Consider the following 22,672-nt stretch of genomic DNA (forward strand, 5'->3'; position numbering starts at 1 on the left):
CCCCTGCTGCCGAGGCGCCTGCCCCCCACGGGAACCCCGCTGCTGCCGAGCACCCCCTCCGGACTGCCCGGCTGAACCCTTCGGCGCCGCCTCGTCGTCCAACCGCAGCGTCAGCGAAATCCGCTTCCGCGGAATGTCGACGTCGAGCACCTTCACCTTCACGATGTCCCCGGGCTTGACCACGTCCCGCGGATCCTTCACGAACGTCCGGGACAGCGCTGAGACGTGCGCCAGCCCGTCCTGGTGGACACCGACGTCGATGAACGCCCCGAAGGCGGCGACGTTCGTCACGACGCCCTCCAGCACCATCCCGGACTCCAGGTCGGAGATCTTCTCGACGCCTTCCTTGAAGGTGGCCGTCTTGAAGGCCGGCCGAGGATCCCGCCCCGGCTTCTCCAGCTCCTTCAGGATGTCCGACACGGTCGGCAGACCGAACGTCTCGTCCACGAAGTCCGCCGGCCTGAGCGACCGCAGGACCCCCGTGTTGCCGATGAGCGCCGCCACCTCCTGCCCTGAGGTCTTCACCATCCGCCGGACGACGGGGTAGGCCTCCGGGTGCACGCTGGACGCGTCCAGCGGGTCGCCGCCCCGGATGCGCAGGAAGCCCGCGCACTGCTCGTACGCCTTGGGACCCAGCCGCGCCACACCCTTGAGCTCGGAACGCGAGGTGAAGGGGCCGTTGGCGTCACGGTGGGCCACGATGTTCTCGGCGAGCCCGGAGGAGATGCCGGAGACCCGGGCCAGCAGTGGCGCGGAGGCCGTGTTCACGTCCACGCCCACGCCGTTCACACAGTCCTCCACCACCGCGTCCAGCGAACGGGAGAGCTTCACCTCGGACAGGTCGTGCTGGTACTGCCCGACACCGATCGACTTGGGGTCGATCTTGACCAGCTCGGCAAGCGGGTCCTGCAGACGGCGCGCGATCGACACGGCGCCCCGCAGGGAGACGTCCATCCCGGGCAGCTCCTGCGAGGCGAACGCCGACGCCGAGTACACGGACGCGCCCGCCTCGGACACCATCACCTTGGTGAGCTTCAACTCCGGGTGCTTGGTGATCAGTTCACCGGCGAGCTTGTCGGTCTCCCGGGAGGCCGTGCCGTTGCCGATCGCGACGAGCTCGACCGCGTGCTCCCCGGCCAGGCGCGCCAGCTTGGCGATGGCCTCGTCCCACTTGTTGGCCGGGACGTGCGGATAGATCACGTCGGTGGCGACGACCTTGCCGGTGGCGTCCACCACGGCGACCTTCACACCCGTACGGAAGCCGGGGTCCAGGCCCAGCGTCGCGCGCGTACCGGCCGGGGCGGCGAGGAGCAGATCGCGCAGGTTCGCCGCGAACACGTTCACCGCCTCGTCCTCGGCGGCCGTCCGCAGCCGCAGCCTGAGGTCGATGCCGAGGTGGACGAGGATGCGGGTCCGCCAGGCCCAACGGACCGTGTCCGTCAGCCACTTGTCGCCGGGCCGGCCCCGGTCGGCGATCTGGAACCGATGCGCGACGATCCCCTCGTACGACGAGGGGCCGGGCTGCTCGGAGGGCTCCTCCGGCTCCAGGACGAGATCGAGGACGTCCTCCTTCTCACCGCGCAGCATCGCCAGGATGCGGTGGGAGGGCAGCTCGGTGAACGGCTCGGCGAAGTCGAAGTAGTCGGCGAACTTGGCGCCCGCGTCCTCCTTGCCGTCCTTGACCTTGGCGGCCAGCCTGCCCCGTACCCACATGCGCTCGCGGAGCTCGCCGATCAGGTCGGCGTCCTCCGAGAACCGCTCGGTGAGGATCGCCCGCGCGCCGTCCAGGGCGGCCTGCGGATCGGCCACACCCTTCTCGGCGTCCACGAACGCCGCGGCGGCGGCCAGGGGCTCGACGGTCGGGTCCCCGAGCAGGCCCTCGGCCAGCGGTTCGAGACCGGCCTCGCGGGCGATCTGCGCCTTGGTGCGCCGCTTCGGCTTGAAGGGGAGGTAGATGTCCTCCAGACGGGCCTTGGTCTCGGCGCCGCGGATCCGCCCCTCGACCTCGGGCGTCAACTTGCCCTGCTCGCGCACCGAGTCGAGGATCGCGGTCCGGCGCTCCTCCAGCTCCCGCAGATAGCGCAGCCGCTCCTCGAGCGTGCGCAGCTGCGCGTCGTCGAGCATCTCGGTCGCTTCCTTGCGGTAGCGGGCGATGAAGGGCACGGTCGAACCGCCGTCGAGCAGCTCCACCGCGGCCTTGACCTGCCGCTCCCGTACGCCGAGCTCCTCGGCGATCCTGCCTTCGATGGACCGTACTTCGATGGACCCGGGTGTCGTCACGTTCCCGTACCGCCTTCTCCACTGAGGTTGCGCGGCAATTGTGGCAGGTGGCACGGACAGCGGGGGCTCAGGGAGGGAAACGCGCGAACCCGTACAGCGGGGGAGCCGGACGCGACCACGCGTCCGGCTCCCCTGATGTGTCGGCCTGGCCGCCCTCAGGCCCGGCGGGCCCGCCCGGTGCGGCGCGTCGAACTCGACGCGCCCCCGAAGAGCCGGGCCACCGCCCGGAACGGCAGCGTGACCACCGTCGCGATGGCCCCACCGATCTGCCGCAACACGTCTGCGATCGCACGGAACACGTACTTCCCCTTTCGTCTCCCGGCTGGCTGGGCCAGGAACGATCGGGTACCGCGCCCGGCACTGTTCATGCCTGCGTCCTCCGGCCTCACCCCTTGCCGATCATCCCCGTCGGGAACGCCCCCGCGCCGAGCATCGTCGTCACCAGGCCGGTCATCAGCTCGGTGAGCCGCGCCACCCCTGCCGCGCCGAGATGCTCGTACGGGGCCAGGTCCAGGCGGTCCGTCGCGTCCTCGATCTCCCTGCGGAGAGCCACGCCCGCCTCCGTCAGCCCGCCCTCGGCGTCGAGCAGCCCGCGCTCCCGCAGCCGGGCGCACGCCGCGTCCCAGTCGTCCCGCGTCCAGCCGCGCGTGGCGACGGCCCACTTCGGGGACATGCCCTTCCCGGTGGCGGTGTGGCTCGCCAGGGCCTCGACCGGGTCGAGACCGGCGTCGAGGAGCACCGTGAGATGTCCGTCGCCCCGGTGCTCGCGCAGCAGCGTGGTCGCGTGCCAGAGCGCGAGATGGGGGCGCTCGGGTACGGGGAGGTCGGCGTGCGCGGCGTACAGGGGGCGTGCGCTCCGCACACACGCCTCGGTGGCGCGCAGCGCCAGCTCCGCCGCCTCGGCGAGCTCCACGGAGGCGAGCCGTTCCGCACCGAGCAGCCGTCGCAGCGTGGCGTCCACAGCGCGCTCCCGGGCCGCCAGCACCGCGGACGGCGACGCCGTCTCCCACACGGCGGGCACGTGCTCCGCCACCAGCTCGTGACGGAAGTTGAAGAACGTCGCCGTCACGACGCCCGCGCCGACACGGCCCAGGGCGGCGGCCCGTACGGCGAAGTACGCCGCCTTCGGGTCCTCGACCCCCACGGCGGCCAGCTCCCGCCCGAGATCCGTCGAGAAGTAGTGCGCGGAGTGGAACGGATTGAGGAGGCTGTGGCAGCGCCGCCCGGCGCGCTCCGGCAGGGAAGAGGTCATACCCGCAGGTTACCGACTGGTTGGTACGGGTGCGGAGGGCGGTCCCGCCCCCTGCCCCGATGGCAGGAAAGGTGGGGTGCTCGTCATTGCGGTCATGACCCGGCCACCCAAGAATCGAAGGCATGCGAACCGTCCTGGTCGTCCTCTTCGACGCCGTGCAGAGCCTCGACGTCACCGGCCCGCTGGAGGTCTTCGCCGGTGCGGAACAGCACACTCCGGGGACCTACCGCATCAGCACGGCCTCCCTGGACGGCACACCCGTACGCACCTCCAGCGGCCTCACCCTCGTACCGGACCACACCCTCGCCACCGCCCCCGCCGCGCACACCCTGCTCGTCCCGGGCGGTCAGGGCACGCGGCACCCGGCTCCCGAGGTCGTCGACTGGCTGCGCGAGCACGGTCCGCGCGCGGAGCGCCTGGTCTCGGTCTGCACCGGCGCCGTCCTGCTCGCCGAGGCGGGCCTCCTGGACGGCCGCAGGGCGACCACCCACTGGGCGTACTGCGACACCCTCGCCCGCCGTCACCCGGCGGTCGAGGTCGACCCCGACCCCATCTACGTCCGCGACGGGCACATCGCCACCTCCGCCGGAGTCACCGCCGGCATCGACCTCGCCCTCGCGCTCGTCGAGGAGGACATCGGCCGTGAGACCGCCCTCGCCATCGCCCGTCATCTCGTCGTCTTTCTGCGCCGCCCGGGCAACCAGGCCCAGTTCAGCGCCCAGCTAGCCGCCCAGACCGCGCAACGGGAACCGCTCCGCGAGGTCCAGCGGTGGATCAACGAGCACCCCGGCGACGACCTGAGCGTCGAACACCTGGCCGCCCGCGCCCGGCTCTCACCCCGCCACTTCGCCCGCGCCTTCCGGACCGAGACGGGCACGACCCCGGGCCGGTACGTCGACCGGGTCCGCCTCGAACACGCCCGCCGCCTCCTGGAGGACACCTCAGACGGGGTGGAGGAGATCTCCCGCACCTGCGGCTACGGCACCGCCGAGGCCATGCGCCGCGCCTTCGTGAAGGCCCTCGCCACCTCCCCGGCGGAGTACCGCCGCCGCTTCCGCCCGGCCTCCGACCTCACCCGCTGAAAGGAAACCCGATGCAGATCGCCATCGTCCTCTTCGACCGCTTCACCGCCCTCGACGCCGTGGGCCCCTATGAGACGCTCGGCCGTGCCCCGGACGCGGAACTGCTTTTCGTCGCGGAGGAGGCCGGCCCGGTCCGCACCGACCAGGGAACCCTGGCGATCACCGCCGACAAGACCCTGGCCGAGGTGCCGAACCCCGACATCGTGATCGTTCCCGGCGGACCCGGCCAGAGCGCGCAGATGGAGAACGAGGCCCTCCTGGGCTGGCTGCGCACAGCGGACGCCACCAGCGCCTGGACGACCTCCGTGTGCACCGGCTCCCTGCTGCTCGCCGCCGCGGGCCTGTTGCAGGGCCGCCGCGCCACCTCGCACTGGCTGGCCCTCGACGCGCTGGAGCGGTTCGGCGTGAAGTCGACGGGGGAGCGGGTGGTGTTCGACGGCAAGTACGTCACCGCGGCCGGAGTCTCCTCCGGCATCGACATGGGCCTGACCCTGCTCGGCCGGATCGCGGGCGACGACCATGCCCGGGCGATCCAGCTGGCCACGGAGTACGACCCGCAACCTCCGTACGACGCGGGCGCACCGGAGAAGGCCCCCGCCCACCTCGTCGAATGGTTCCGCGACAACAGCCGTCACGTCCTGCGGTGAGGCCGGGGGTGTGGGAGCTCAGGAACTCCAGGTGAACCGGGGCGGCCTGCGCTCCAGGAACGCGGCGACGCCCTCCGCGGCGTCGCCGCTGCCGCGCGCCTGCTCGGCCCAGTGGGCGTCGCGGTCGGTGCGGCCGTCCGCGAACTCCTTGGCCGCCGCCTGTGTCAGCCGCGAACGCGAGACCAGGATCCGGGTGAACTCCTCGACCCGATCGGTGAGTTCGTCGTCGCGCAGCACCTCGTCCACGAGCCCCGTGCGCAGCGCCCGCTCGGTGTCGATCAACTCGCCGGAGAACAGGAGGTACTTGGCGGTGCTCGGCCCGACCAGCGACACCAGCCTACGGGTGGAGGAGGCGGGATAGACGAGCCCCAGCTTCGCCGGGGTGATCCCGAACAGTGCCCCCTCCTGAGCGAACCGCAGATCACAGGCCGCCGCCAGCTGGGCCCCGCCGCCCACGCAGTGCCCCCGGATCGCCGCGAGGGTCGGCTTGGGAAAGGCGGCGAGGGCCTCCTCGGCGAGGCCCGCCAGTCGCTGGGCCTCTTCCGGGGACCCCCGCAGCGTGGAGATGTCGGCCCCCGCGCAGAAGGTTGCGCCCTCCCCGGTCAGCACCAGTGCCCGTACCCGGGGGTCTGCGGCCAGCCGGTCCAGCAGCGGCGGCAGCGCCCGCCACATCCCCGCCGTCATGGCGTTGCGCTTGGCGGGGTGGTGGACGACGACGGTCGCGATCCCGTCGGCGACGGTGTCCAGCAGCTGAGGCTCCATGCCCCGGATGCTAACCACTCGCCCTCCGGGCGCTTTACGGAGAGTGAGGGGCCGAGGGAGGAAGCGGGCGAGACCGGCGTCGAACCCGTACAACCCGAATAGTTCCGAAAGCGACGCAGCTCGAAAAGTCGCTGTCCTGTGCCCGACCGACCCGCTCACAAGTGATCCGAAAGTCGTCGATACACGCTGACTTCTGTTCAGTTCTCCGCGTGCGGCGTCGAGTTACCAACACTCGACATGTGGTGACAATCGAGCGCAAGGGTGGCGACCGGACCATGGACGACCAAGGGCGCGGGAGCGACCCACGCCCTGACGGCGGCGGGCACGGACCCGAGGCCCCGAGGCCGCCGGCGCCACTGCCTTACGAAGGGGTCTGGCGGTTCACCGCCACCGCAGTCGACGCCTCGGTGCCGCAGGCGCGACGCGCCGTCCGGGAACTGCTCGCCCGCCAGGGCGTGCCCATCTCGGACGACCTCGTCCAGGGGCTCCTGCTGATCGTCTCCGAGCTGGTGACGAACGCCGTGAAACACGCGGCGCTCCTGTCCCCCACGCTCGCCGTCGAGGTCGCCGTCGGAGCCCGGTGGGTGCGGGTCTCGGTGGAGGACAACCACCCCTACCGCCCGACCGCCCTGGAGACCGACCACGGCCGGCTCGGCGGCCGTGGTCTGCTCCTGGTGCGGGAGATCACCCTGGAGGCGGGCGGGGTCTGCGACGTGGAGCACACCGCGAGCGGCGGCAAGGTGGTCTGGGTCGCCCTGCCGCTCGAACCCGCACATCTGATCCAGGGGTGAGGGCCCGAGGCCCCGGGCCGGAGGCCGTGGTCACCAGCCCGCGGCCGGCCCCGTCAGCTCCCTGACCGCCGGACGGGCCGCGTCCAGGACCGTCATGAACCAGGCCGAGAAGGGGTCCTTGGCATGCCGCTCCGCGAGCTCGGCCGGGGTGACGAACGCGGTGTCCCCGACCTCCTCCGGGTCCGGCCGGAGCGGGGCCTGGAGCAACCCGACGAACAGGTGGTTGAACTCCTGCTCCACCAGGCCCGAGTCCGGGTCCGGGTGGTTGTAGCGGACCGTGCCCGCCTCACCGAGCAGCGCCGGGGAGACCCCGAGCTCCTCGTGCGTCCGCCGTGCGGCCGCCGCGAAGGGGGACTCGCCCGGGTAGGGGTGGCCGCAGCAGGTGTTCGACCAGACGCCGGGGGAGTGGTACTTGCCGAGGGCACGCTGCTGCAGCAGCAGCCGGCCACGCTCGTCGAAGAGGAAGACGGAGAACGCCCGGTGCAGTTGCCCGGGCGGTTGATGAGCGGCCAGCTTCTCCGCGGTGCCGATCGTGGTGCCGTCCTCGTCGACCAGCTCCAGCAGGATCGCTTCCGTGGTGCCGCTCTCGGGACTGTGCATCGCGGTGGCAGGTGTGATCGGCATGCCCATCCTTCGCCTCGTTCTTCGAGCCTCAAGTCTGCCGCACGACACCGGCTCTCCCGGCACGTCGCGGTCGACCCGCATGTCCTACCCGCACACCCCTGCCGAAGACACCTGGGCCCGTGGATCAGACCCCGAAAGCCGCCGGATACCTGATGGTGCCGGACGCCACCGTGGCGGAACCGTCGAGGACCAGCGCCATCATCGCCTCGTCCGGCACCTCGAATGCCGGCCGGATGGCGTACTCGGACGCACGTACGAAACCGAAGCGCGGGTAGTACCCGGGATGCCCCAGGACGAGGACGAGCCGCTCCCCGCGCGCGCGTGCCGCCTCCAGCACCGCGCGTACGACGGCCGCGCCCGCCCCCTGCCGCTGGTGATCCGGCAGCACCGCGACGGGGGCCAGCGCCAGCGCGGGCGCCTCGTCGACATGGCAGCGGGTGATCAGCGCGTACGCCGCGATCGTGCCGTCCGGGGCCTCGGCGACGTACGACATGCCCGGCAGCCAGGCGCCGGGGTCCTCGCGCAGCGCGTCGACCAGTCCGGCCTCCGCGTCGGTCTCGAAGGCGGCGGCGTTGACGCCGTACACCCCCTCGCGGTCGGCGGATGTCTCCGGTCGCGTGGTCCAGTCGGTGGTCAGTGACACAGTTTCGCCTCGTGTTCCGCGTGGCCGCTCGGCTCCAGTTGGAAGGTGCAGTGCTCGACGTCGAAGTGATCGCCGATGCAGCCCTGGAGGTCGTGCAGCATCTTCTCGTGGCCGATGGAGTCCAGCGTGTCGGAGCTCACCACCACATGGGCGGAGAGCACCGGCATGCCGGAGGTGATGGTCCAGGCGTGCAGATCGTGGACGTCCTCCACGCCGGGCAGCGCCAGGATGTGGGCCCGCACCTCGGCCATGTCGACGTTCTTCGGCGCCGCCTCCAGCAGGACGTCGAGGGTCTCGCGCAGCAGCTTCACCGTACGCGGGACGATCATCACACCGATGACGAGCGAGGCGATCGGGTCGGCGGTCTGCCAGCCGGTGAGCAGGATGACCGTCGCGGAGATGATCACCGCCAGTGAACCGAGCGCGTCCGCGGCCACCTCCAGGAAGGCGCCCCGGACGTTCAGGCTCTCCTTCTGGCCCCGCATCAGCAGAGTCAGCGAGATCATGTTCGCGACCAGGCCGATCGCGCCGAAGACGACGGTCAGTCCGCCCTGTGTCCCGACCGGTGTGATGAACCGCTGGATCGCCTCGAACAGCACATAGCCGCCGACGCCGAGCAGGAGCAGACAGTTGGCAAGCGCCGCGAGTATCTCGGCGCGGGCGAAGCCGAAGGTGCGGTTGCCGCTCGGCGGGCGGTTCGCGAAGTGGATCGCGAGCAGCGCCATGCCGAGGCCCACCGCGTCCGTCGCCATGTGCGCCGCGTCGGCGATGAGCGCCAGCGAATCGGCGAGCACGCCGCCGACGATCTCGACCACCATGACGGTGAGCGTGATCGCCAGCGCGATCCGCAGCCGCCCGCGGTACGCCGCTGCCGCCGTACCGCTGGTCGGCGCGTGATGCGCGTGCCCGTGGTCGTGACCGGCCCCCATGGAATCCGCCTCTCATGCGTCCGTGTGTTCGGCTCCGGATCACAGTCAACTACGGGTGGGGGGTATCCGGCAACGCGGCACTGAACACCGTTGTCATCTGCTCTGACCTGCGGAAACGACATGCAGGTCAGAGCGTTGCCATGATCCGGAGCGGCGGACGGGGGGACAGTCAGCGACCGTGGTGCAACCGCCAGCCCGCCCAGGCGGACTCGACCATCTCGCGCACCCCGCGCCGGGCCGTCCAGCCGAGCTCGCGCCGGGCCCGCTCGGCCGAGGCGACCGCGCGCGGCGCGTCACCGGGGCGGCGGGGCTCGACGAGCGCGGGACGGCGGTCCCCGGTCACCTCGCCGATGAGGTCGACGAGTTCGCGGACCGAAACGCCTTCGCCCCGGCCGATGTTCACAGTCAGGTCGCCCGTGACGTCCCCGCCGGTGAGACGGCGGGCCGCCGCGAGGTGCGCGTCGGCCAGGTCGGCGACATGGATGTAGTCGCGGACACAGGTGCCGTCCGGGGTGGGGTAGTCGTCGCCGAAGATCCTCGGCGCCTCGTCACGGGTGAGGCGGTCGAAGACCATCGGGACGACGTTGAAGATGCCGGTGTCGGCCAGAGCGGGTTCGGCGGCGCCGGCCACGTTGAAGTAGCGCAGACACACGGTCGCGATGCCGTGCGCCTGCCCCGCGGCCCTGACCAGCCACTCCCCGGCCAGCTTGGTCTCGCCGTACGGGCTCATCGGGGCGCACGGGGTGTCCTCCGTGATGAGGTCCACGTCGGGGTTGCCGTAGACGGCGGCGGAGGAGGAGAAGAGGAAGCGCTCGACCCCGGCGGCGGCCACCGCCTCCAGGAGCGCGGCGAGACCGCCGACGTTCTCCTGGTAGTAGCGGGTGGGCTGGGCGACCGACTCGCCCACCTGCTTGCGGGCCGCGAGGTGGACCACACCGGTCACGGCGTGCTCGGTGAGCACGCGCTTGAGGAGGTCGCCGTCGAGGGCGGAACCATGGATCAGCGGGATGTCCTCGGGGAGGCGGCCGCGGACCCCCGCGGAGAGGTCGTCGAGTGCGACGACCCGTTCACCGGCCTCGGTCATGACCTTCGCCACGTGTGCGCCGATGTAGCCCGCCCCGCCTGTGATCAGCCATGTCATGCGGTCACTTTATGCGGGGTGTCTGTTGTGCTCATTCGCCGTAGGGGGTGTGCAGGGTTGGCGGGTGCGCGTGCGGTCGTGACGGGTCGCGGCGTGCCCCGCGCCCCTCGAAGGGGCGCCGATCGCACGCTCCTGAGGGGCGGCAACCCGGCTTTTCGACCTCTATCCACCGATATCCGCACCGGAGTTTGTGGCGCAACCCCCACATCCCCGATGATGATCGCGGCGGAGGGCCGACGGCTTGAGCAGGCCGAACTGATCCGGCCGTGAACGGGCGGTGAACGCCCGCCTCTCTTCATCCGATAACCTCTGCCGACACGCCGCCGGGTCGCAGCGGGCCGGGGCGCCCCCACCACGTACATGTCCGGCGCGTATCGCGTCGGCACCCAGGGAGTGAGTTCGTCTGTCGACCGCCATCCTCACCGGTCAGCCGGTCCCCGGGTCGTCGCTGGAGGGCGATCTGCGGTCGCTCGGCTTCGACGTGCGGACCGCCTCCGACGCCGGTGACGCCGAGACGCTCCTGGCGACGGTGCCCGCGGACCAGCGGGTCGCGATCGTCGACACCCGGTTCGTCGGCCATGTGCACGCGCTGCGCCTGGGACTCACCGACCCCCGCTTCGAGGCCGCCGCCCTCCCGGGCGCCGTGACCGTGCGGCCGGCCGCACGCCAGGCGCTGACCCGGGCGCTGACCCGCGAGAACTCGGCCGAGGGCGGCACCACGGCCGTCGCCGTCGACAGCGTCGCCGACCGGGTCGTCGCCGCCCTCGACGCCGACGGTGTCGGCCTGTACCGGCCCGAGCTCGGCACCCTGGTCGCCGCCGTCCCCGCCGACCCGCAGGCCCGCGACGAGGCCCGCCAGGCGGTCGCCGACGTCGACGACGAGGCCGTACGGCTGCGCACGGCGGTGAAGTCCCGCGACGGCTTCTTCACCACCTACTTCATCAGCCCGTACTCCCGCTACCTCGCCCGCTGGTGCGCCCGCCGGGGCCTGACCCCGAACCAGGTCACCACGGCCTCGCTGATCACCGCCCTGATCGCGGCGGGCTGCGCGGCCACCGGCACCCGCGGCGGCTTCGTCGCGGCCGGCCTCCTCCTGCTCTTCTCCTTCGTCCTCGACTGCACCGACGGCCAGTTGGCACGCTACTCGCTGCAGTACTCGACGCTCGGCGCCTGGCTCGACGCCACCTTCGACCGCGCCAAGGAGTACGCCTACTACGCGGGCCTCGCCCTCGGGGCCGCGCGTGGTGGTGACGACGTATGGGCCCTCGCCCTCGGCGCGATGGTCCTGCAGACCTGCCGCCACGTCGTCGACTTCTCCTTCAACGAGGCGAACCACGACGCCACCGGCAACACCAGCCCCACCGCCGCCCTCTCCGGCAAGCTCGACAGCGTCGGCTGGACGGTGTGGGTACGGCGCATGATCGTGCTGCCGATCGGTGAACGCTGGGCGATGATCGCGGTCCTCACGGCGGTCACCACGCCCCGCATCACCTTCTACGCGCTGCTCATCGGCTGCGCCTTCGCCGCGACGTACACCACGGCGGGCCGCGTCCTGCGCTCGCTGACCCGCAAGGCGCAGCGCACGGACCGGGCGGCCCAAGCCCTCGCGGACCTCGCGGACACCGGCCCGCTCGCCGAAGCGCTGGCGCGGCTCCTGCCGGGCCCGCCGCGCAAGACGGCACTGCTCAGCGCGGCCTTCGGAGCCGTGGCCGTGGTGACCGCCGCCTGGGTCTGGGGCCCTGCCTGGCAGGTCGTCGCCATGGCCGCCCTGTACGTCGGGCTGTCGGCCGAAGCCGTCGAGCGCTCCCTCAAGGGCCCCCTCGACTGGCTGATTCCGCCGCTCTTCCGCGCCGCCGAGTACGGCACCGTCCTGATCCTCGCGGCCAAGGCCGAGGTGAACGGCGCCCTTCCCGCGGCTTTCGGGCTCGTGGGGGCCGTCGCCTACCATCACTACGACACGGTGTACCGCATCCGCGGCGACGCCGGTGCGCCGCCGCGGTGGCTGGTGCGGGCGATCGGCGGTCACGAAGGCAGGACCCTGCTGGTCACCGTCCTGGCCGCGCTGCTCGCGCCCACAGAGTTCACAGTCGCGCTCACGGCTCTCGCCGTGGCCGTGGCCCTGCTGGTGCTCCTCGAGAGCATCCGCTTCTGGGTGACCGCCCACACAACAGGCGCACCCGCCGTACACGATGAAGGAGAACCCGCATGATCGGCCTCGTGCTGGCGGCCGGCGCCGGACGGCGTCTTCGCCCCTACACCGACACCCTCCCCAAGGCTCTGGTGCCGGTCGGCCCCGAAGGCGCCGAGGAGAGCCTGACGGTTCTCGACCTCACCCTCGGCAACTTCGCCGAGATCGGCCTGACCGAGGTCGCGATCATCGTCGGGTACCGCAAGGAGGCCGTCTACGAGCGCCGTGAGGCGCTGGAGGCCAAGTACGGGCTCAAGATCACCCTCATCGACAACGACAAGGCCGAGGAGTGGAACAACGCCTACTCCCTCTGGTGCGGCCGTGACGCCATCAAGCACTCCGTGATCCTCGCCAACGGCGACACCGTGCACCCGGTCTCCGTCGAGAAGACCCTGCTCGCCGCCCGCGGCGACGGCAAGAAGATCATCCTCGCCCTCGACACGGTGAAGTCCCTCGCCGACGAGGAGATGAAGGTCGTCGTCGGCCCCGAGGGCGGCATGGCCAAGATCACCAAGCTGATGGACCCGGCCGAGGCGACCGGTGAGTACATCGGCGTCACCCTCATCGAGGGCGAGGCCGCCGACGAGCTGGCCGACGCCCTGAAGACGGTCTTCGAGACGGACCCGCAGCAGTTCTACGAGCACGGCTACCAGGAGCTCGTGAACCGCGGCTTCCGTATCGACGTCGCGCCCATCGGTGACGTCAAGTGGGTCGAGATCGACAACCACGACGACCTCGCCAAGGGACGTGAGATCGCGTGCCAGTACTGACGAGGCTCATCCCCTCGCCGGTCGTCGTGGACATCCGTCCCGGCGCGCTCGATGATCTGGCGACGATCCTGTCGGACCAGCGCATCGCGCCGTCGGGCCGGCTGGCCTTCGCGATCAGCGCCGGCTCCGGCGCGGCGCTGCGCGACCGGTTCGCCCCCGCGTTCCCGGAGGCGGACTGGTTCTGTGACGCCGACGGCACCATCGACGGGGCGGTACGGCTCGCCGACTCGATCAAGAAGGGCGGTCACTACGACGCTGTGGTCGGGCTCGGCGGCGGCAAGGTCATCGACTGCGCCAAGTACGCGGCCGCCCGGGTGGGCCTGCCGCTGGTCGCCGTCGCCACCAACCTCGCCAACGACGGTCTGTGCTCCCCGGTCGCCACCCTCGACAACGACGCGGGCCGCGGCTCCTACGGGGTGCCGAACCCGATCGGCATCGTCATCGACCTCGACGTCATCCGTGAGGCCCCGGTGCGCTTCGTGCGGGCCGGCATCGGCGACGTGATCTGCAAGATCTCCGCCGTGGCCGACTGGGAGCTGTCCAGCCGGGAGACCGGCGAGAAGGTCGACGGACTGGCCGCCGCCATGGCCCGCCAGGCCGCCGAGGCCGTGCTGCGCCACCCCGGCGGGGTCGGCGACGACGACTTCCTGACCACGCTCTCCGAGTCCCTCGTGCTGTGCGGGATCTCCATGTCCGTGGCCGGCGACAGCCGCCCCGCCTCGGGCGCCTGCCACGAGATCAGCCACGCGTTCGACCTGACGTTCCCCAAGCGGAACGCCCTGCACGGCGAACAGTGCGGTCTCGGCGGCGCGTTCGCCACCTTCCTGCGCGGCCACCACGAGATCGCGGGCCAGATGACCGAGGTGCTGCGCCACCACGGCCTGCCCGTCCTCCCGGACGAGATCGGCTTCACGGTCGACGAGTTCGTCCAGGTCGTCGAGTTCGCCCCGCAGACCCGGCCGGGCCGCTACACCATCCTGGAACACCTCGAACTGAGCACCGAACAGATCAAGGACGCCTACGCCGACTATGCCAAAGCCATCAGTAGCTGAGCTGCGCCCGGTCGTGCACCCCCCGGGTGTGAAGGACCGCCGCAGCGGTGAGCACTGGGCCGGCCGGCTCTACATGCGCGAGATCTCGCTGCGGATAGACCGGCACCTGGTGAACACCCGGGTCACGCCCAACCAGCTGACCTACCTGATGACCGTCTTCGGCGTCCTCGCCGCCCCGGCCCTGCTGGTGCCGGGCATCCCGGGCGCCGTCCTCGGTGTGCTGATGGTCCAGCTGTACCTGCTGTTCGACTGCGTCGACGGCGAGCTCGCCCGCTGGCGCAAGCAGTACTCGATGACCGGCGTCTACGTCGACCGGGTCGGCGCCTACCTGTGCGACGCGGCCGTCCTCGTCGGCTTCGGCCTGCGCGCGGCCGACCTGTGGGGCACCGGCCGCATCGACTGGCTGTGGGCCTTCCTCGGCACGCTCGCCGCGCTCGGCGCCATCCTGATCAAGGCCGAGACGGACCTCGTCGGGGTCGCCCGACACCAGACCGGCAAGCCGCCGGTCCAGGAGTCGGCCGCCGAGCCGCGCTCCTCCGGCATGGCGCTGGCCCGCAAGGCCGCCGCCGCCCTGAAGTTCCACCGGCTGATCCTCGGCGTCGAGGCCTCCCTGCTGATCCTGGCCCTCGCGGTCGTGGACCAGATCCGGGGCGACCTCTTCTTCTCCCGGGTGGGCGTCGCCGTCCTCGCCGGCATCGCACTGCTCCAGACCCTGCTGCACCTGGTGTCGATCCTCGTCTCCAGCAGGCTGAAGTGAGCGGCGCCATGAAGGTCGGCGCGGTGATCATCACCATGGGCAACCGCCCCGACGAGCTCCGCGCCCTCCTCGACTCGGTCGCCAAGCAGGAGGGCGACCGGGTCGAGGCGGTCGTCGTCGGCAACGGCTCGCCCGTCCCGGACGTCCCCGAGGGCGTCCGGACGGTCGAGCTGCCCGAGAACCTCGGCATACCCGGCGGCCGAAACATCGGCATAGAGGCGTTCGGCCCCAGCGGCCGGGACGTCGACGTCCTGCTCTTCCTCGACGACGACGGCCTGCTCGCGCACCACGACACCGCCGAGCTCTGCCGCCGGGCCTTCGACGCCGACCCGAAGCTCGGGATCGTCAGCTTCCGGATAGCCGACCCGGAGACCGGCGAGACCCAGCGGCGCCATGTGCCCCGGCTGCGGGCGGCCGACCCGATGCGCTCCTCCCGGGTCACCACCTTCCTCGGCGGCGCCAACGCCGTACGGACCCAGGTCTTCGCCGAAGTCGGCGGCCTCCCGGACGAATTCTTCTACGCGCACGAGGAAACCGACCTGGCATGGCGGGCCCTCGACGCGGGCTGGATGATCGACTACCGGTCCGACATGGTGCTGTACCACCCCACGACCGCGCCCTCCCGGCACGCGGTCTACCACCGCATGGTCGCGCGCAACCGCGTCTGGCTCGCCCGCCGCAACCTCCCGGCCCCGCTCGTCCCGGTCTACCTGGGCGTCTGGCTGCTGCTGACCCTGCTCCGCAAGCCCTCCGGTCCTGCCCTGAAGGCCTGGTTCGGCGGCTTCAAGGAGGGCTGGAGCAGCCCCTGCGGTCCCCGCCGGCCCATGAAGTGGCGTACGGTGTGGCGGCTGACCCGGCTGGGACGGCCTCCCGTCATCTGACAAGCTCGAAATCTGAGAGCATGCGGCCGTACCCGGTCCAGGTTTCCGCCTCGGCCCGACCAGGCTGCGCACTTTGAGGACGAAAGTTTCCATTTGTGAGTGAGACAACGCATGACGGCAGGGTTGTGGTGAGCGACCGTCCGTCGCCCGACGACGGGCTCTCCGCGACGGAACTGGCCGCCAAGTACGGGCTCGCCGTGAGCGGAGCCCGGCCCGGACTCGTGGAGTACGTCCGCCAGATGTGGGGGCGGCGTCACTTCATCCTCGCCTTCTCCCAGGCGAAGCTCACCGCGCAGTACAGCCAGGCCAAGCTCGGCCAGCTGTGGCAGGTGGCCACCCCGCTGCTCAACGCGCTGGTGTACTTCCTGATCTTCGGTCTGATCCTGAACGCCGACCGGGGCATGTCGCGCGAGGTCTACATCCCGTTCCTGGTCACGGGTGTGTTCGTGTTCACCTTCACGCAGAGCTCGGTGATGGCCGGCGTCCGCGCGATCTCCGGCAACCTGGGCCTCGTGCGCGCCCTGCACTTCCCGCGCGCCTCGCTGCCCATCTCCTTCGCGCTCCAGCAGCTCCAGCAACTGATGTTCTCGATGATCGTGCTGTTCTGTGTCACGGTCGGCTTCGGCAGCTACCCGCGCCTGTCCTGGCTGCTGATCCTCCCCGTGCTGGTGCTGCAGTTCTTCTTCAACACCGGGCTCGCGCTGATCATGGCCCGCATGGGGTCCAAGACCCCGGACCTCGCGCAGCTGATGCCGTTCGTGATGCGGACCTGGATGTACGCCTCCGGCGTCATGTTCTCCATCCCGGTGATGCTGGAGGACCACCCCAAGTGGATCGCGGACGTCCTCCAGTGGAACCCGGCCGCGATCTACATGGACCTGATGCGGTTCGCGCTGATCGACGGCTACGGCTCCGAGAACCTGCCCCCGCACGTGTGGGCGGTCGCCGGCGGCTGGGCCGTGCTGATCGCGCTCGGTGGTTTCGTGTACTTCTGGAAGGCGGAGGAGAGGTACGGCCGTGGCTGAGTCACTCATCCCCACCGTCATCGCGGACGAGCTGCACATCGTCTACCGCGTCAACGGCGCCAAGACCGGCAAGGGCAGCGCGACCGCCGCCCTCAGCCGCATCCTCAAGCGCGGCGAGGAGCGGGGCGTGCGCAAGGTGCACGCCGTCAAGGGCGTCTCGTTCGTCGCCTACCGGGGCGAGGCCATCGGCCTGATCGGCTCCAACGGCTCGGGCAAGTCCACCCTGCTGCGCGCCATCGCCGGTCTGCTCCCGGCGGAGAAGGGCAAGGTCTACACCGACGGCCAGCCCTCGCTGCTCGGCGTCAACGCCGCCCTGATGAACGACCTCACGGGCGAGCGGAACGTCATATTGGGCGGCCTCGCGATGGGCATGTCCCGCGAGCAGATCAGGGAGCGCTACCAGCAGATCGTCGACTTCTCGGGCATCAACGAGAAGGGCGACTTCATCACGCTGCCGATGCGTACCTACTCCTCCGGCATGGCGGCCCGGCTGCGCTTCTCCATCGCGGCGGCCAAGGACCACGACGTGCTGATGATCGACGAGGCCCTCGCCACCGGCGACCGCTCGTTCCAGAAGCGGTCCGAGGCCCGTATCCGCGAGCTGCGCAAGGAGGCCGGCACGGTCTTCCTGGTGAGCCACAACAACAAGTCCATCCGCGACACCTGCGACCGGGTCCTGTGGCTGGAGCGCGGCGAACTCCGCATGGACGGCCCGACCGACGAGGTGCTCAAGGAATACGAGAAGTTCACGGGCAAGTAGCCGTGTACGACCCGGGCCCCGCCGGAACTGCTCCGGCGGGGCCCGGCGTCTGCAAGGGATACCGGGGCGAGGCGCTCGTCCGACAGACCGGGGACGGCAGACCGGGGGCGGCAGACCGGGGGCGGCATCCGCAAGGGAAACGCCAACTTCGGCAAGGATGCGTCAACTCCGGCCGCCCATAGGAATCTTGGGGGCAATCGGTGCGTTCTTGTGATGTGCAGGACACCCCCACGGAGCATGGTGCGTTGTACAACGTAAGCTGTACCGGTGCCGAATCGCGGCAAGTGGGTCCATAATGCGCGACACCCGGCATCAGCCGCAGACGCCGCCCACTGGGCGGCGTGTCCGAAATAGTGGGTATTGGGTCGGCAGTGTAGAACGGGAGATGTGACGGCCATGGCTACGGAGACTCCCCAGCGCAACCACGCTTCTGCCGTTCCCGCGCCGGGTGACGAGCGGTGACCGAAACCGGGACGGCGCGCATCGCGAACCCGGAGCGCGACACCCTCGACAAGGCCGGGGCCGAGAACTTTCCCGTCGCCCCGTTCTTCCTGCCGAGGGCCTGGCGTGACGACCTCATGGCCGTCTACGGCTTCGCCCGCCTCGTCGACGACATCGGCGACGGCGACCTCGCCCCCGGCGGCGCCGACGCCCGCCTCCTCGGGCTCGCCCCGCAGGACGCCGACGACCGCCTGCTCCTCCTCGACGCGTTCGAGGCCGACCTCGGCAAGGTCTTCGACGGCACCCCGAACCACCCCCTGCTGCGCAGGCTGCGGCACACCGTCCGCCGCCGCTCCCTCACCCCCGAACCGTTCCTCGCGCTGATCGCCGCCAACCGCCAGGACCAGCTGGTCAAGCGGTACGAGACCTACGACGACCTGCTCGCCTACTGCGCGCTGTCCGCCAACCCCGTCGGCCACCTGGTCCTCGCCGTCACCGGCGCGACCACCCCCGAGCGGGTCCGGCGTTCGGACGCGATCTGCACCGCGCTGCAGATCGTCGAACACCTCCAGGACGTCGCCGAGGACCTGGGCCGCGATCGGATCTATCTGCCCGCCGCCGACATGAAGCGCTTCCACGTCCGGGAGACGGATCTCGCCGCGCCCACCGCGGGCGCGTCGGTACGCGCCCTCGTCGCGTACGAGGCGGAACGCGCCAGAGCCCTCCTCGACGAGGGCGCCCCCCTCGTGGGCAGCGTCCACGGCAGGCTGAGGCTGCTCCTCGCGGGGTTCGTGGCGGGCGGAAGGGCGGCCGTCCACGCGATCACCGCCGCCGAGTTCGACGTACTTCCCGGCCCGCCCAAGCCCGGCAAGCTCCGGCTGCTGCGCGAGGTGGGCGCGACCCTGCGAGGAGAGGGGTGATCCGGATCGTGGAGTCGGAACCGCACGTGTCCGCGCCGGTACTCGCCGCCTACAGCTACTGCGAGGCCGTCACCGGACAGCAGGCCCGTAACTTCGCCTACGGCATCAGGCTGCTGCCGACGCCCAAGCGTCGCGCGATGTCCGCGCTCTACGCGCTCTCCCGGCGCGTCGACGACATCGGTGACGGCGCCCTCGCGATCGAGGTCAAGGCGGCCCGGCTGGAGGAGACCAGAGCGCTCCTGACCCGGGTCAGGAGCCGCTCGGTCGACGAGGACGACACCGACCCCGTCGCGGTCGCCCTCGCCCACGCCGCGGCCGCCTTCCCGATCCCGCTCGACGCCCTCGACGAACTCATCGACGGCGTCCTCATGGACGTGCACGGCGAGCACTACGAGACCTGGGACGACCTCAAGGTCTACTGCCGCTGCGTCGCCGGTGCCATCGGCCGGCTCTCGCTCGGCGTCTTCGGCACGGAACCCGGCGCACGCGGTGCGGAACGCGCGCCCGAGTACGCCGACACCCTCGGACTCGCCCTCCAACTCACCAACATCCTCAGGGACGTTCGTGAGGACGCGGAGGGCGGGCGGACCTATCTGCCCTCCGACGACCTCGCCAAGTTCGGCTGCTCGGCGGGGTTCGCCGGGCAGCTGCCACCCGCCGACTCCGACTTCGCGGGTCTGGTGCACTTCGAGGTGCGCCGGGCCCGCGCCCTGTTCGCCGAGGGGTACCGGCTGCTGCCGATGCTCGACCGCCGCAGCGGCGCCTGTGTCGCCGCCATGGCCGGCATCTACCGCCGACTGCTGGACCGCATCGAGCGCGAGCCGGAGGCCGTCCTGCGCGGGCGCGTCTCGCTGCCCGGCCGGGAGAAGGCGTACGTCGCCGTGCGCGGCCTCTCGGGTCTGGACGCCCGCCATGTGTCACGCCGTACCGTCAGGAGGCGCGTGTGAGGGACAATCCGCCCCAAGCCGAACCCATCGGCGAAAAGTGGTACGCAACCCTCCGCACCGGCGGGGCGTCCCAGACAGCGACGGTCCGCCGCGAACCGCTCCGGCACCCCGGCGGACCGTCAGGGGAGGGTGCACGATGACCGACGGCGCACAGTCCGGGGGACTGCCGGACGAGGATCGCGAGGGCCCGCGCCCACGCACGGCCGTGGTGGTCGGCGGAGGGCTGGCGGGCATCACCGCCGCGCTCTCGCTCGCGGACGCGGGCGTCCAGGTCACCCTGCTGGAAGGACGGCCCCGCCTCGGCGGACTCGCCTTCTCCTTCCAGCGCGGCGACCTGACCGTCGACAACGGACAGCATGTGTACCTGCGGTGCTGCACCGCCTACCGCTGGTTCCTCGACCGGGTCGACGCGGCCGCGCTCGCCCCCTTGCAGGATCGTCTCGACGTGCCCGTTCTCGACGCCGAGGGTCGGCCGGGCAGGCGGCTGGGCAGACTGCGGCGCGACGCGCTGCCCGTGCCGCTGCACTTGGGGCGCAGCCTCGCCACGTACACCCATCTCTCGCTCGCCGAGCGTGCGAAGGTGGGGCGGGCCGCGCTGGCGCTCAAGGCGCTCGACCTCGCCGATCCCGCCCTGGACGAGCGGGACTTCGGCGGCTGGCTGGCCGCGCACGGGCAGTCGGCGCGGGCCGTCGAGGCACTGTGGGACCTCGTCGGGGTCGCCACCCTCAACGCGGTGGCCGGCGACGCCTCCCTCGCGCTGGCCGCGATGGTGTTCAAGACGGGACTGCTGTCCGAGCCGGGCGCCGCCGACATCGGCTGGGCCCACGTCCCGCTCGGCGAACTGCACGACCGGCGGGCCCTCAAGGCGCTCGACTCGGCGGGCGTCCGTACCGTGCTGCGCGCCCGCGCCACCTCCGTCTCCCGTACGGAGAACGGGAGTTGGCGGGTCGAGGTGCCCGGCGAGACCCTCGACGCGGACGCGGTCGTGCTCGCCGTACCGCAGCGCGAGACGCACGACCTGCTGCCCGGGGGAGCCCTCGACGACCCCGGACGGCTGCTGGAGATCGGCACCGCGCCGATCCTCAACGTCCACGTGGTGTACGACCGCAAGGTGCTCGGCAGGCCCTTCTTCGCGGCGCTCGGCTCACCCGTGCAGTGGGTCTTCGACCGGACCGAGGCCTCGGGCCTGCGTCACGGCCAGTACCTGGCGCTGTCGCAGTCGGCCGCGCGGAGCGAGATCGACGCACCGGTCTCCGTCCTGCGCGAGCGGTATCTGCCCGAGCTGGAGCGGCTGTTGCCCGGCGCGCGCGGCGCCGGGGTGCAGGACTTCTTCGTGACCCGGGAGCGCACCGCGACGTTCGCTCCCACCCCCGGCGTCGGACGGCTCAGGCCCGGCGCCCGCACCAAGGCACCCGGCCTGTACCTGGCCGGAGCGTGGACCGCCACCGGGTGGCCCGCGACCATGGAGAGCGCGGTCCGCAGCGGCATCGCGGCGGCGGACGCCGCCCTCGCCGCCGCGGGCCGGCCCCGGCACCGCCTCCTCGACCACGAGGAGGCGGCATGACGCTCGAAGCGCACCGGACCGGTTCCCGCGCTCTCGGTACCGCGAACACATCGACATCTGGAGAGACTGTGCCCACTGTGCCCCCGGCCGTGACGGCCGCCGCGAGGACCGCGGTGGACGTGACCGCGCTCCTGGAGCGCGGGCGGACCCTGGCCACCCCCGTGCTGCGGGCGGCCGTCGACCGGCTGGCGCCCCCCATGGACACCGTCGCCGCCTACCACTTCGGCTGGATCGACGCCCAGGGCAACCCCGCGGACGGCGACGGCGGCAAGGCCGTACGCCCCGCGCTCGCCGTCATGTCCGCCGAGGTCACCGGCGCCGCACCCGAGGTCGGTATCCCCGGCGCGGTCGCGGTGGAGCTGGTGCACAACTTCTCGCTGCTGCACGACGACCTGATGGACGGCGACGAACAGCGCCGCCACCGCGACACCGTGTGGAAGGTGCACGGCCCCGCGCAGGCCATCCTCGTCGGCGACGCCCTGATGGTCCTCGCCAACGAGATCCTCCTCGAACTGGGCACCGCCGAGGCGGCCCGCGCCACCCGCCGCGTCACCACGGCGACCCGGGCGCTCATCGACGGACAGGCCCAGGACATCTCCTACGAGCACCGCGAGCGGGTCACCGTCGAGGAGTGCCTGGAGATGGAGGGCAACAAGACCGGAGCCCTGCTCGCCTGCGCCTGCTCCATCGGTGCCGTCCTCGGCGGCGCGGACGACCCCACCGCCGACACGCTGGAGAAGTACGGCTACCACCTCGGCCTCGCCTTCCAGGCCGTGGACGACCTGCTGGGCATCTGGGGCGACCCGGTCTCCACGGGCAAGCAGACCTGGAGCGATCTGCGCCAGCGCAAGAAGTCCCTGCCCGTGGTGGCCGCGCTCGCGGCCGGCGGCCCGGCCTCCGAACAGCTGGGCGAACTCCTCGCCGCCGACGCCAAGGCCAGCGACTTCGAGAACTTCTCCGAGGAGGAGTTCGCCGCGCGCGCCGCCCTCATCGAGGAGGCGGGCGGCCGCGAGTGGGCCGTCGAGGAGGCCCGCCGCCAGCACCGCATCGCCATCGAGGCACTGGACTCGATCCGGATGCCCGAGCGGGTCCGGGAGGAGTTCGCGGCGCTCGCGGACTTCGTCGTCGTACGGAAGAGATGAGCACCATCCCCCAGGAGCCGACCGTCATCGGTCGAATAGCCCTCGCGTAGTCGCCGGCCGGTGCCCCGTCACCG

General features: G+C 71.5%; 23 protein-coding genes. 15 read left to right on the top strand and 8 right to left on the bottom strand.

Translation table 11 applies throughout. The features are described from left to right. The 3 genes from P1P70_RS05460 to P1P70_RS05470 all read right to left on the bottom strand — a co-directional run. On the bottom strand, positions 1–2,280 hold a 2,280-nt coding region (locus P1P70_RS05460; RefSeq protein WP_319235028.1), incomplete at its 3' end, for a Tex family protein. A 155-nt stretch (positions 2,281–2,435) separates the two neighbouring features. Next, the gene (locus P1P70_RS05465; RefSeq protein ID WP_169797823.1) at positions 2,436–2,579 is read right to left on the bottom strand and encodes an LPFR motif small protein; all 144 of its coding nucleotides are present in this window, start codon (positions 2,577–2,579) and stop codon (positions 2,436–2,438) included. 86 nt (positions 2,580–2,665) lie between these two features. Next, positions 2,666–3,532 (bottom strand): SCO6745 family protein, encoded by an 867-nt coding sequence (locus P1P70_RS05470; RefSeq protein ID WP_319235030.1) that lies wholly within the window; start codon positions 3,530–3,532, stop codon positions 2,666–2,668. 122 nt (positions 3,533–3,654) lie between these two features. On the opposite strand from P1P70_RS05470, the gene P1P70_RS05475 reads away from it, so the two are divergent. Together P1P70_RS05475 and P1P70_RS05480 are read left to right on the top strand one after the other, a co-directional pair. Next, positions 3,655–4,614: a GlxA family transcriptional regulator gene (locus P1P70_RS05475; RefSeq protein WP_319235031.1), complete on the top strand. Its 960-nt coding sequence runs from the start codon at positions 3,655–3,657 to the stop codon at positions 4,612–4,614. A gap of 11 nt (positions 4,615–4,625) precedes the next feature. Further along, complete coding sequence (locus tag P1P70_RS05480) at positions 4,626–5,261, top strand: DJ-1/PfpI family protein (RefSeq protein WP_319235033.1); 636 nt, start codon at positions 4,626–4,628, stop codon at positions 5,259–5,261. A gap of 18 nt (positions 5,262–5,279) precedes the next feature. Here P1P70_RS05480 and P1P70_RS05485 read toward each other — a convergent pair whose 3' ends face one another. Continuing rightward, positions 5,280–6,023, bottom strand: a complete 744-nt coding sequence (locus P1P70_RS05485) for an enoyl-CoA hydratase/isomerase family protein (RefSeq protein ID WP_319235034.1) — start codon at positions 6,021–6,023, stop codon at positions 5,280–5,282. 275 nt (positions 6,024–6,298) lie between these two features. Between P1P70_RS05485 and P1P70_RS05490 the strand changes: the two genes are divergently transcribed. Next, positions 6,299–6,814, top strand: coding sequence for an ATP-binding protein (locus P1P70_RS05490; RefSeq protein WP_319235075.1), 516 nt, complete (start codon positions 6,299–6,301; stop codon positions 6,812–6,814). Between the two features lie 30 nt (positions 6,815–6,844). Here P1P70_RS05490 and idi read toward each other — a convergent pair whose 3' ends face one another. The 4 genes from idi to galE all read right to left on the bottom strand — a co-directional run bounded on the left by idi (position 6,845) and on the right by galE (position 10,151). Next, positions 6,845–7,438, bottom strand: coding sequence for an isopentenyl-diphosphate Delta-isomerase (idi, locus tag P1P70_RS05495; protein ID WP_184901999.1), 594 nt, complete (start codon positions 7,436–7,438; stop codon positions 6,845–6,847). 124 nt (positions 7,439–7,562) lie between these two features. After that, entirely contained in the window at positions 7,563–8,081 is a 519-nt protein-coding gene (locus tag P1P70_RS05500; protein ID WP_319235036.1) for an N-acetyltransferase, read from the bottom strand. Then, a complete protein-coding gene (locus P1P70_RS05505; RefSeq protein ID WP_319235037.1) occupies positions 8,072–9,010 on the bottom strand; it encodes a cation diffusion facilitator family transporter in 939 nt (312 codons plus the stop codon). The genes P1P70_RS05500 and P1P70_RS05505 overlap by 10 nt, the downstream gene beginning before the upstream one ends. Positions 9,011–9,179: 169 nt before the next feature. Further along, positions 9,180–10,151 carry a UDP-glucose 4-epimerase GalE gene (gene galE / locus P1P70_RS05510; protein ID WP_319235038.1) on the bottom strand — a complete coding sequence of 324 codons (972 nt, stop codon included), beginning with the start codon at positions 10,149–10,151 and terminating at the stop codon, positions 9,180–9,182. Between the two features lie 403 nt (positions 10,152–10,554). Here galE and P1P70_RS05515 point away from each other — a divergent pair, with 403 nt between their 5' ends. The 12 genes from P1P70_RS05515 to P1P70_RS05565 all read left to right on the top strand — a co-directional run bounded on the left by P1P70_RS05515 (position 10,555) and on the right by P1P70_RS05565 (position 22,598). Next, the gene (locus tag P1P70_RS05515; RefSeq protein ID WP_319235077.1) at positions 10,555–12,360 is read left to right on the top strand and encodes a DUF5941 domain-containing protein; all 1,806 of its coding nucleotides are present in this window, start codon (positions 10,555–10,557) and stop codon (positions 12,358–12,360) included. Beyond that, positions 12,357–13,109, top strand: a complete 753-nt coding sequence (locus P1P70_RS05520) for a phosphocholine cytidylyltransferase family protein (protein ID WP_319235040.1) — start codon at positions 12,357–12,359, stop codon at positions 13,107–13,109. Before P1P70_RS05515 ends, P1P70_RS05520 begins: the two co-directional genes overlap by 4 nt. Next, positions 13,097–14,161: an iron-containing alcohol dehydrogenase family protein gene (locus P1P70_RS05525; RefSeq protein WP_220645151.1), complete on the top strand. Its 1,065-nt coding sequence runs from the start codon at positions 13,097–13,099 to the stop codon at positions 14,159–14,161. Before P1P70_RS05520 ends, P1P70_RS05525 begins: the two co-directional genes overlap by 13 nt. A gap of 28 nt (positions 14,162–14,189) precedes the next feature. After that, complete coding sequence (locus P1P70_RS05530) at positions 14,190–14,918, top strand: CDP-alcohol phosphatidyltransferase family protein (protein ID WP_413471419.1); 729 nt, start codon at positions 14,190–14,192, stop codon at positions 14,916–14,918. Positions 14,919–14,926: 8 nt separating this feature from the next. Continuing rightward, entirely contained in the window at positions 14,927–15,799 is an 873-nt protein-coding gene (locus P1P70_RS05535; RefSeq protein ID WP_413471421.1) for a glycosyltransferase family 2 protein, read from the top strand. Between the two features lie 95 nt (positions 15,800–15,894). Then, the gene (locus P1P70_RS05540) at positions 15,895–16,824 is read left to right on the top strand and encodes an ABC transporter permease (protein WP_319235047.1); all 930 of its coding nucleotides are present in this window, start codon (positions 15,895–15,897) and stop codon (positions 16,822–16,824) included. Then, positions 16,817–17,584: an ABC transporter ATP-binding protein gene (locus P1P70_RS05545; RefSeq protein WP_319235048.1), complete on the top strand. Its 768-nt coding sequence runs from the start codon at positions 16,817–16,819 to the stop codon at positions 17,582–17,584. Before P1P70_RS05540 ends, P1P70_RS05545 begins: the two co-directional genes overlap by 8 nt. Positions 17,585–18,042: 458 nt before the next feature. Next, positions 18,043–18,945 (top strand): squalene synthase HpnC, encoded by a 903-nt coding sequence (gene hpnC / locus P1P70_RS05550; protein WP_319235049.1) that lies wholly within the window; start codon positions 18,043–18,045, stop codon positions 18,943–18,945. Further along, positions 18,942–19,892 (top strand): presqualene diphosphate synthase HpnD, encoded by a 951-nt coding sequence (gene hpnD / locus P1P70_RS05555; RefSeq protein ID WP_319235050.1) that lies wholly within the window; start codon positions 18,942–18,944, stop codon positions 19,890–19,892. The genes hpnC and hpnD overlap by 4 nt, the downstream gene beginning before the upstream one ends. Further along, positions 19,889–20,032: a DUF6380 family protein gene (locus P1P70_RS45665; RefSeq protein ID WP_413471420.1), complete on the top strand. Its 144-nt coding sequence runs from the start codon at positions 19,889–19,891 to the stop codon at positions 20,030–20,032. The genes hpnD and P1P70_RS45665 overlap by 4 nt, the downstream gene beginning before the upstream one ends. After that, complete coding sequence (gene hpnE, locus P1P70_RS05560; RefSeq protein ID WP_319235051.1) at positions 20,029–21,456, top strand: hydroxysqualene dehydroxylase HpnE; 1,428 nt, start codon at positions 20,029–20,031, stop codon at positions 21,454–21,456. The genes P1P70_RS45665 and hpnE overlap by 4 nt, the downstream gene beginning before the upstream one ends. After that, the gene (locus tag P1P70_RS05565) at positions 21,453–22,598 is read left to right on the top strand and encodes a polyprenyl synthetase family protein (RefSeq protein ID WP_319235052.1); all 1,146 of its coding nucleotides are present in this window, start codon (positions 21,453–21,455) and stop codon (positions 22,596–22,598) included. Before hpnE ends, P1P70_RS05565 begins: the two co-directional genes overlap by 4 nt. The last annotated feature ends 74 nt before the right edge of the window (positions 22,599–22,672 follow it).

The sequence above is a fragment of the Streptomyces sp. MB09-02B genome (assembly GCF_033794485.1).
In the GTDB taxonomy this organism is placed as follows: domain Bacteria; phylum Actinomycetota; class Actinomycetes; order Streptomycetales; family Streptomycetaceae; genus Streptomyces.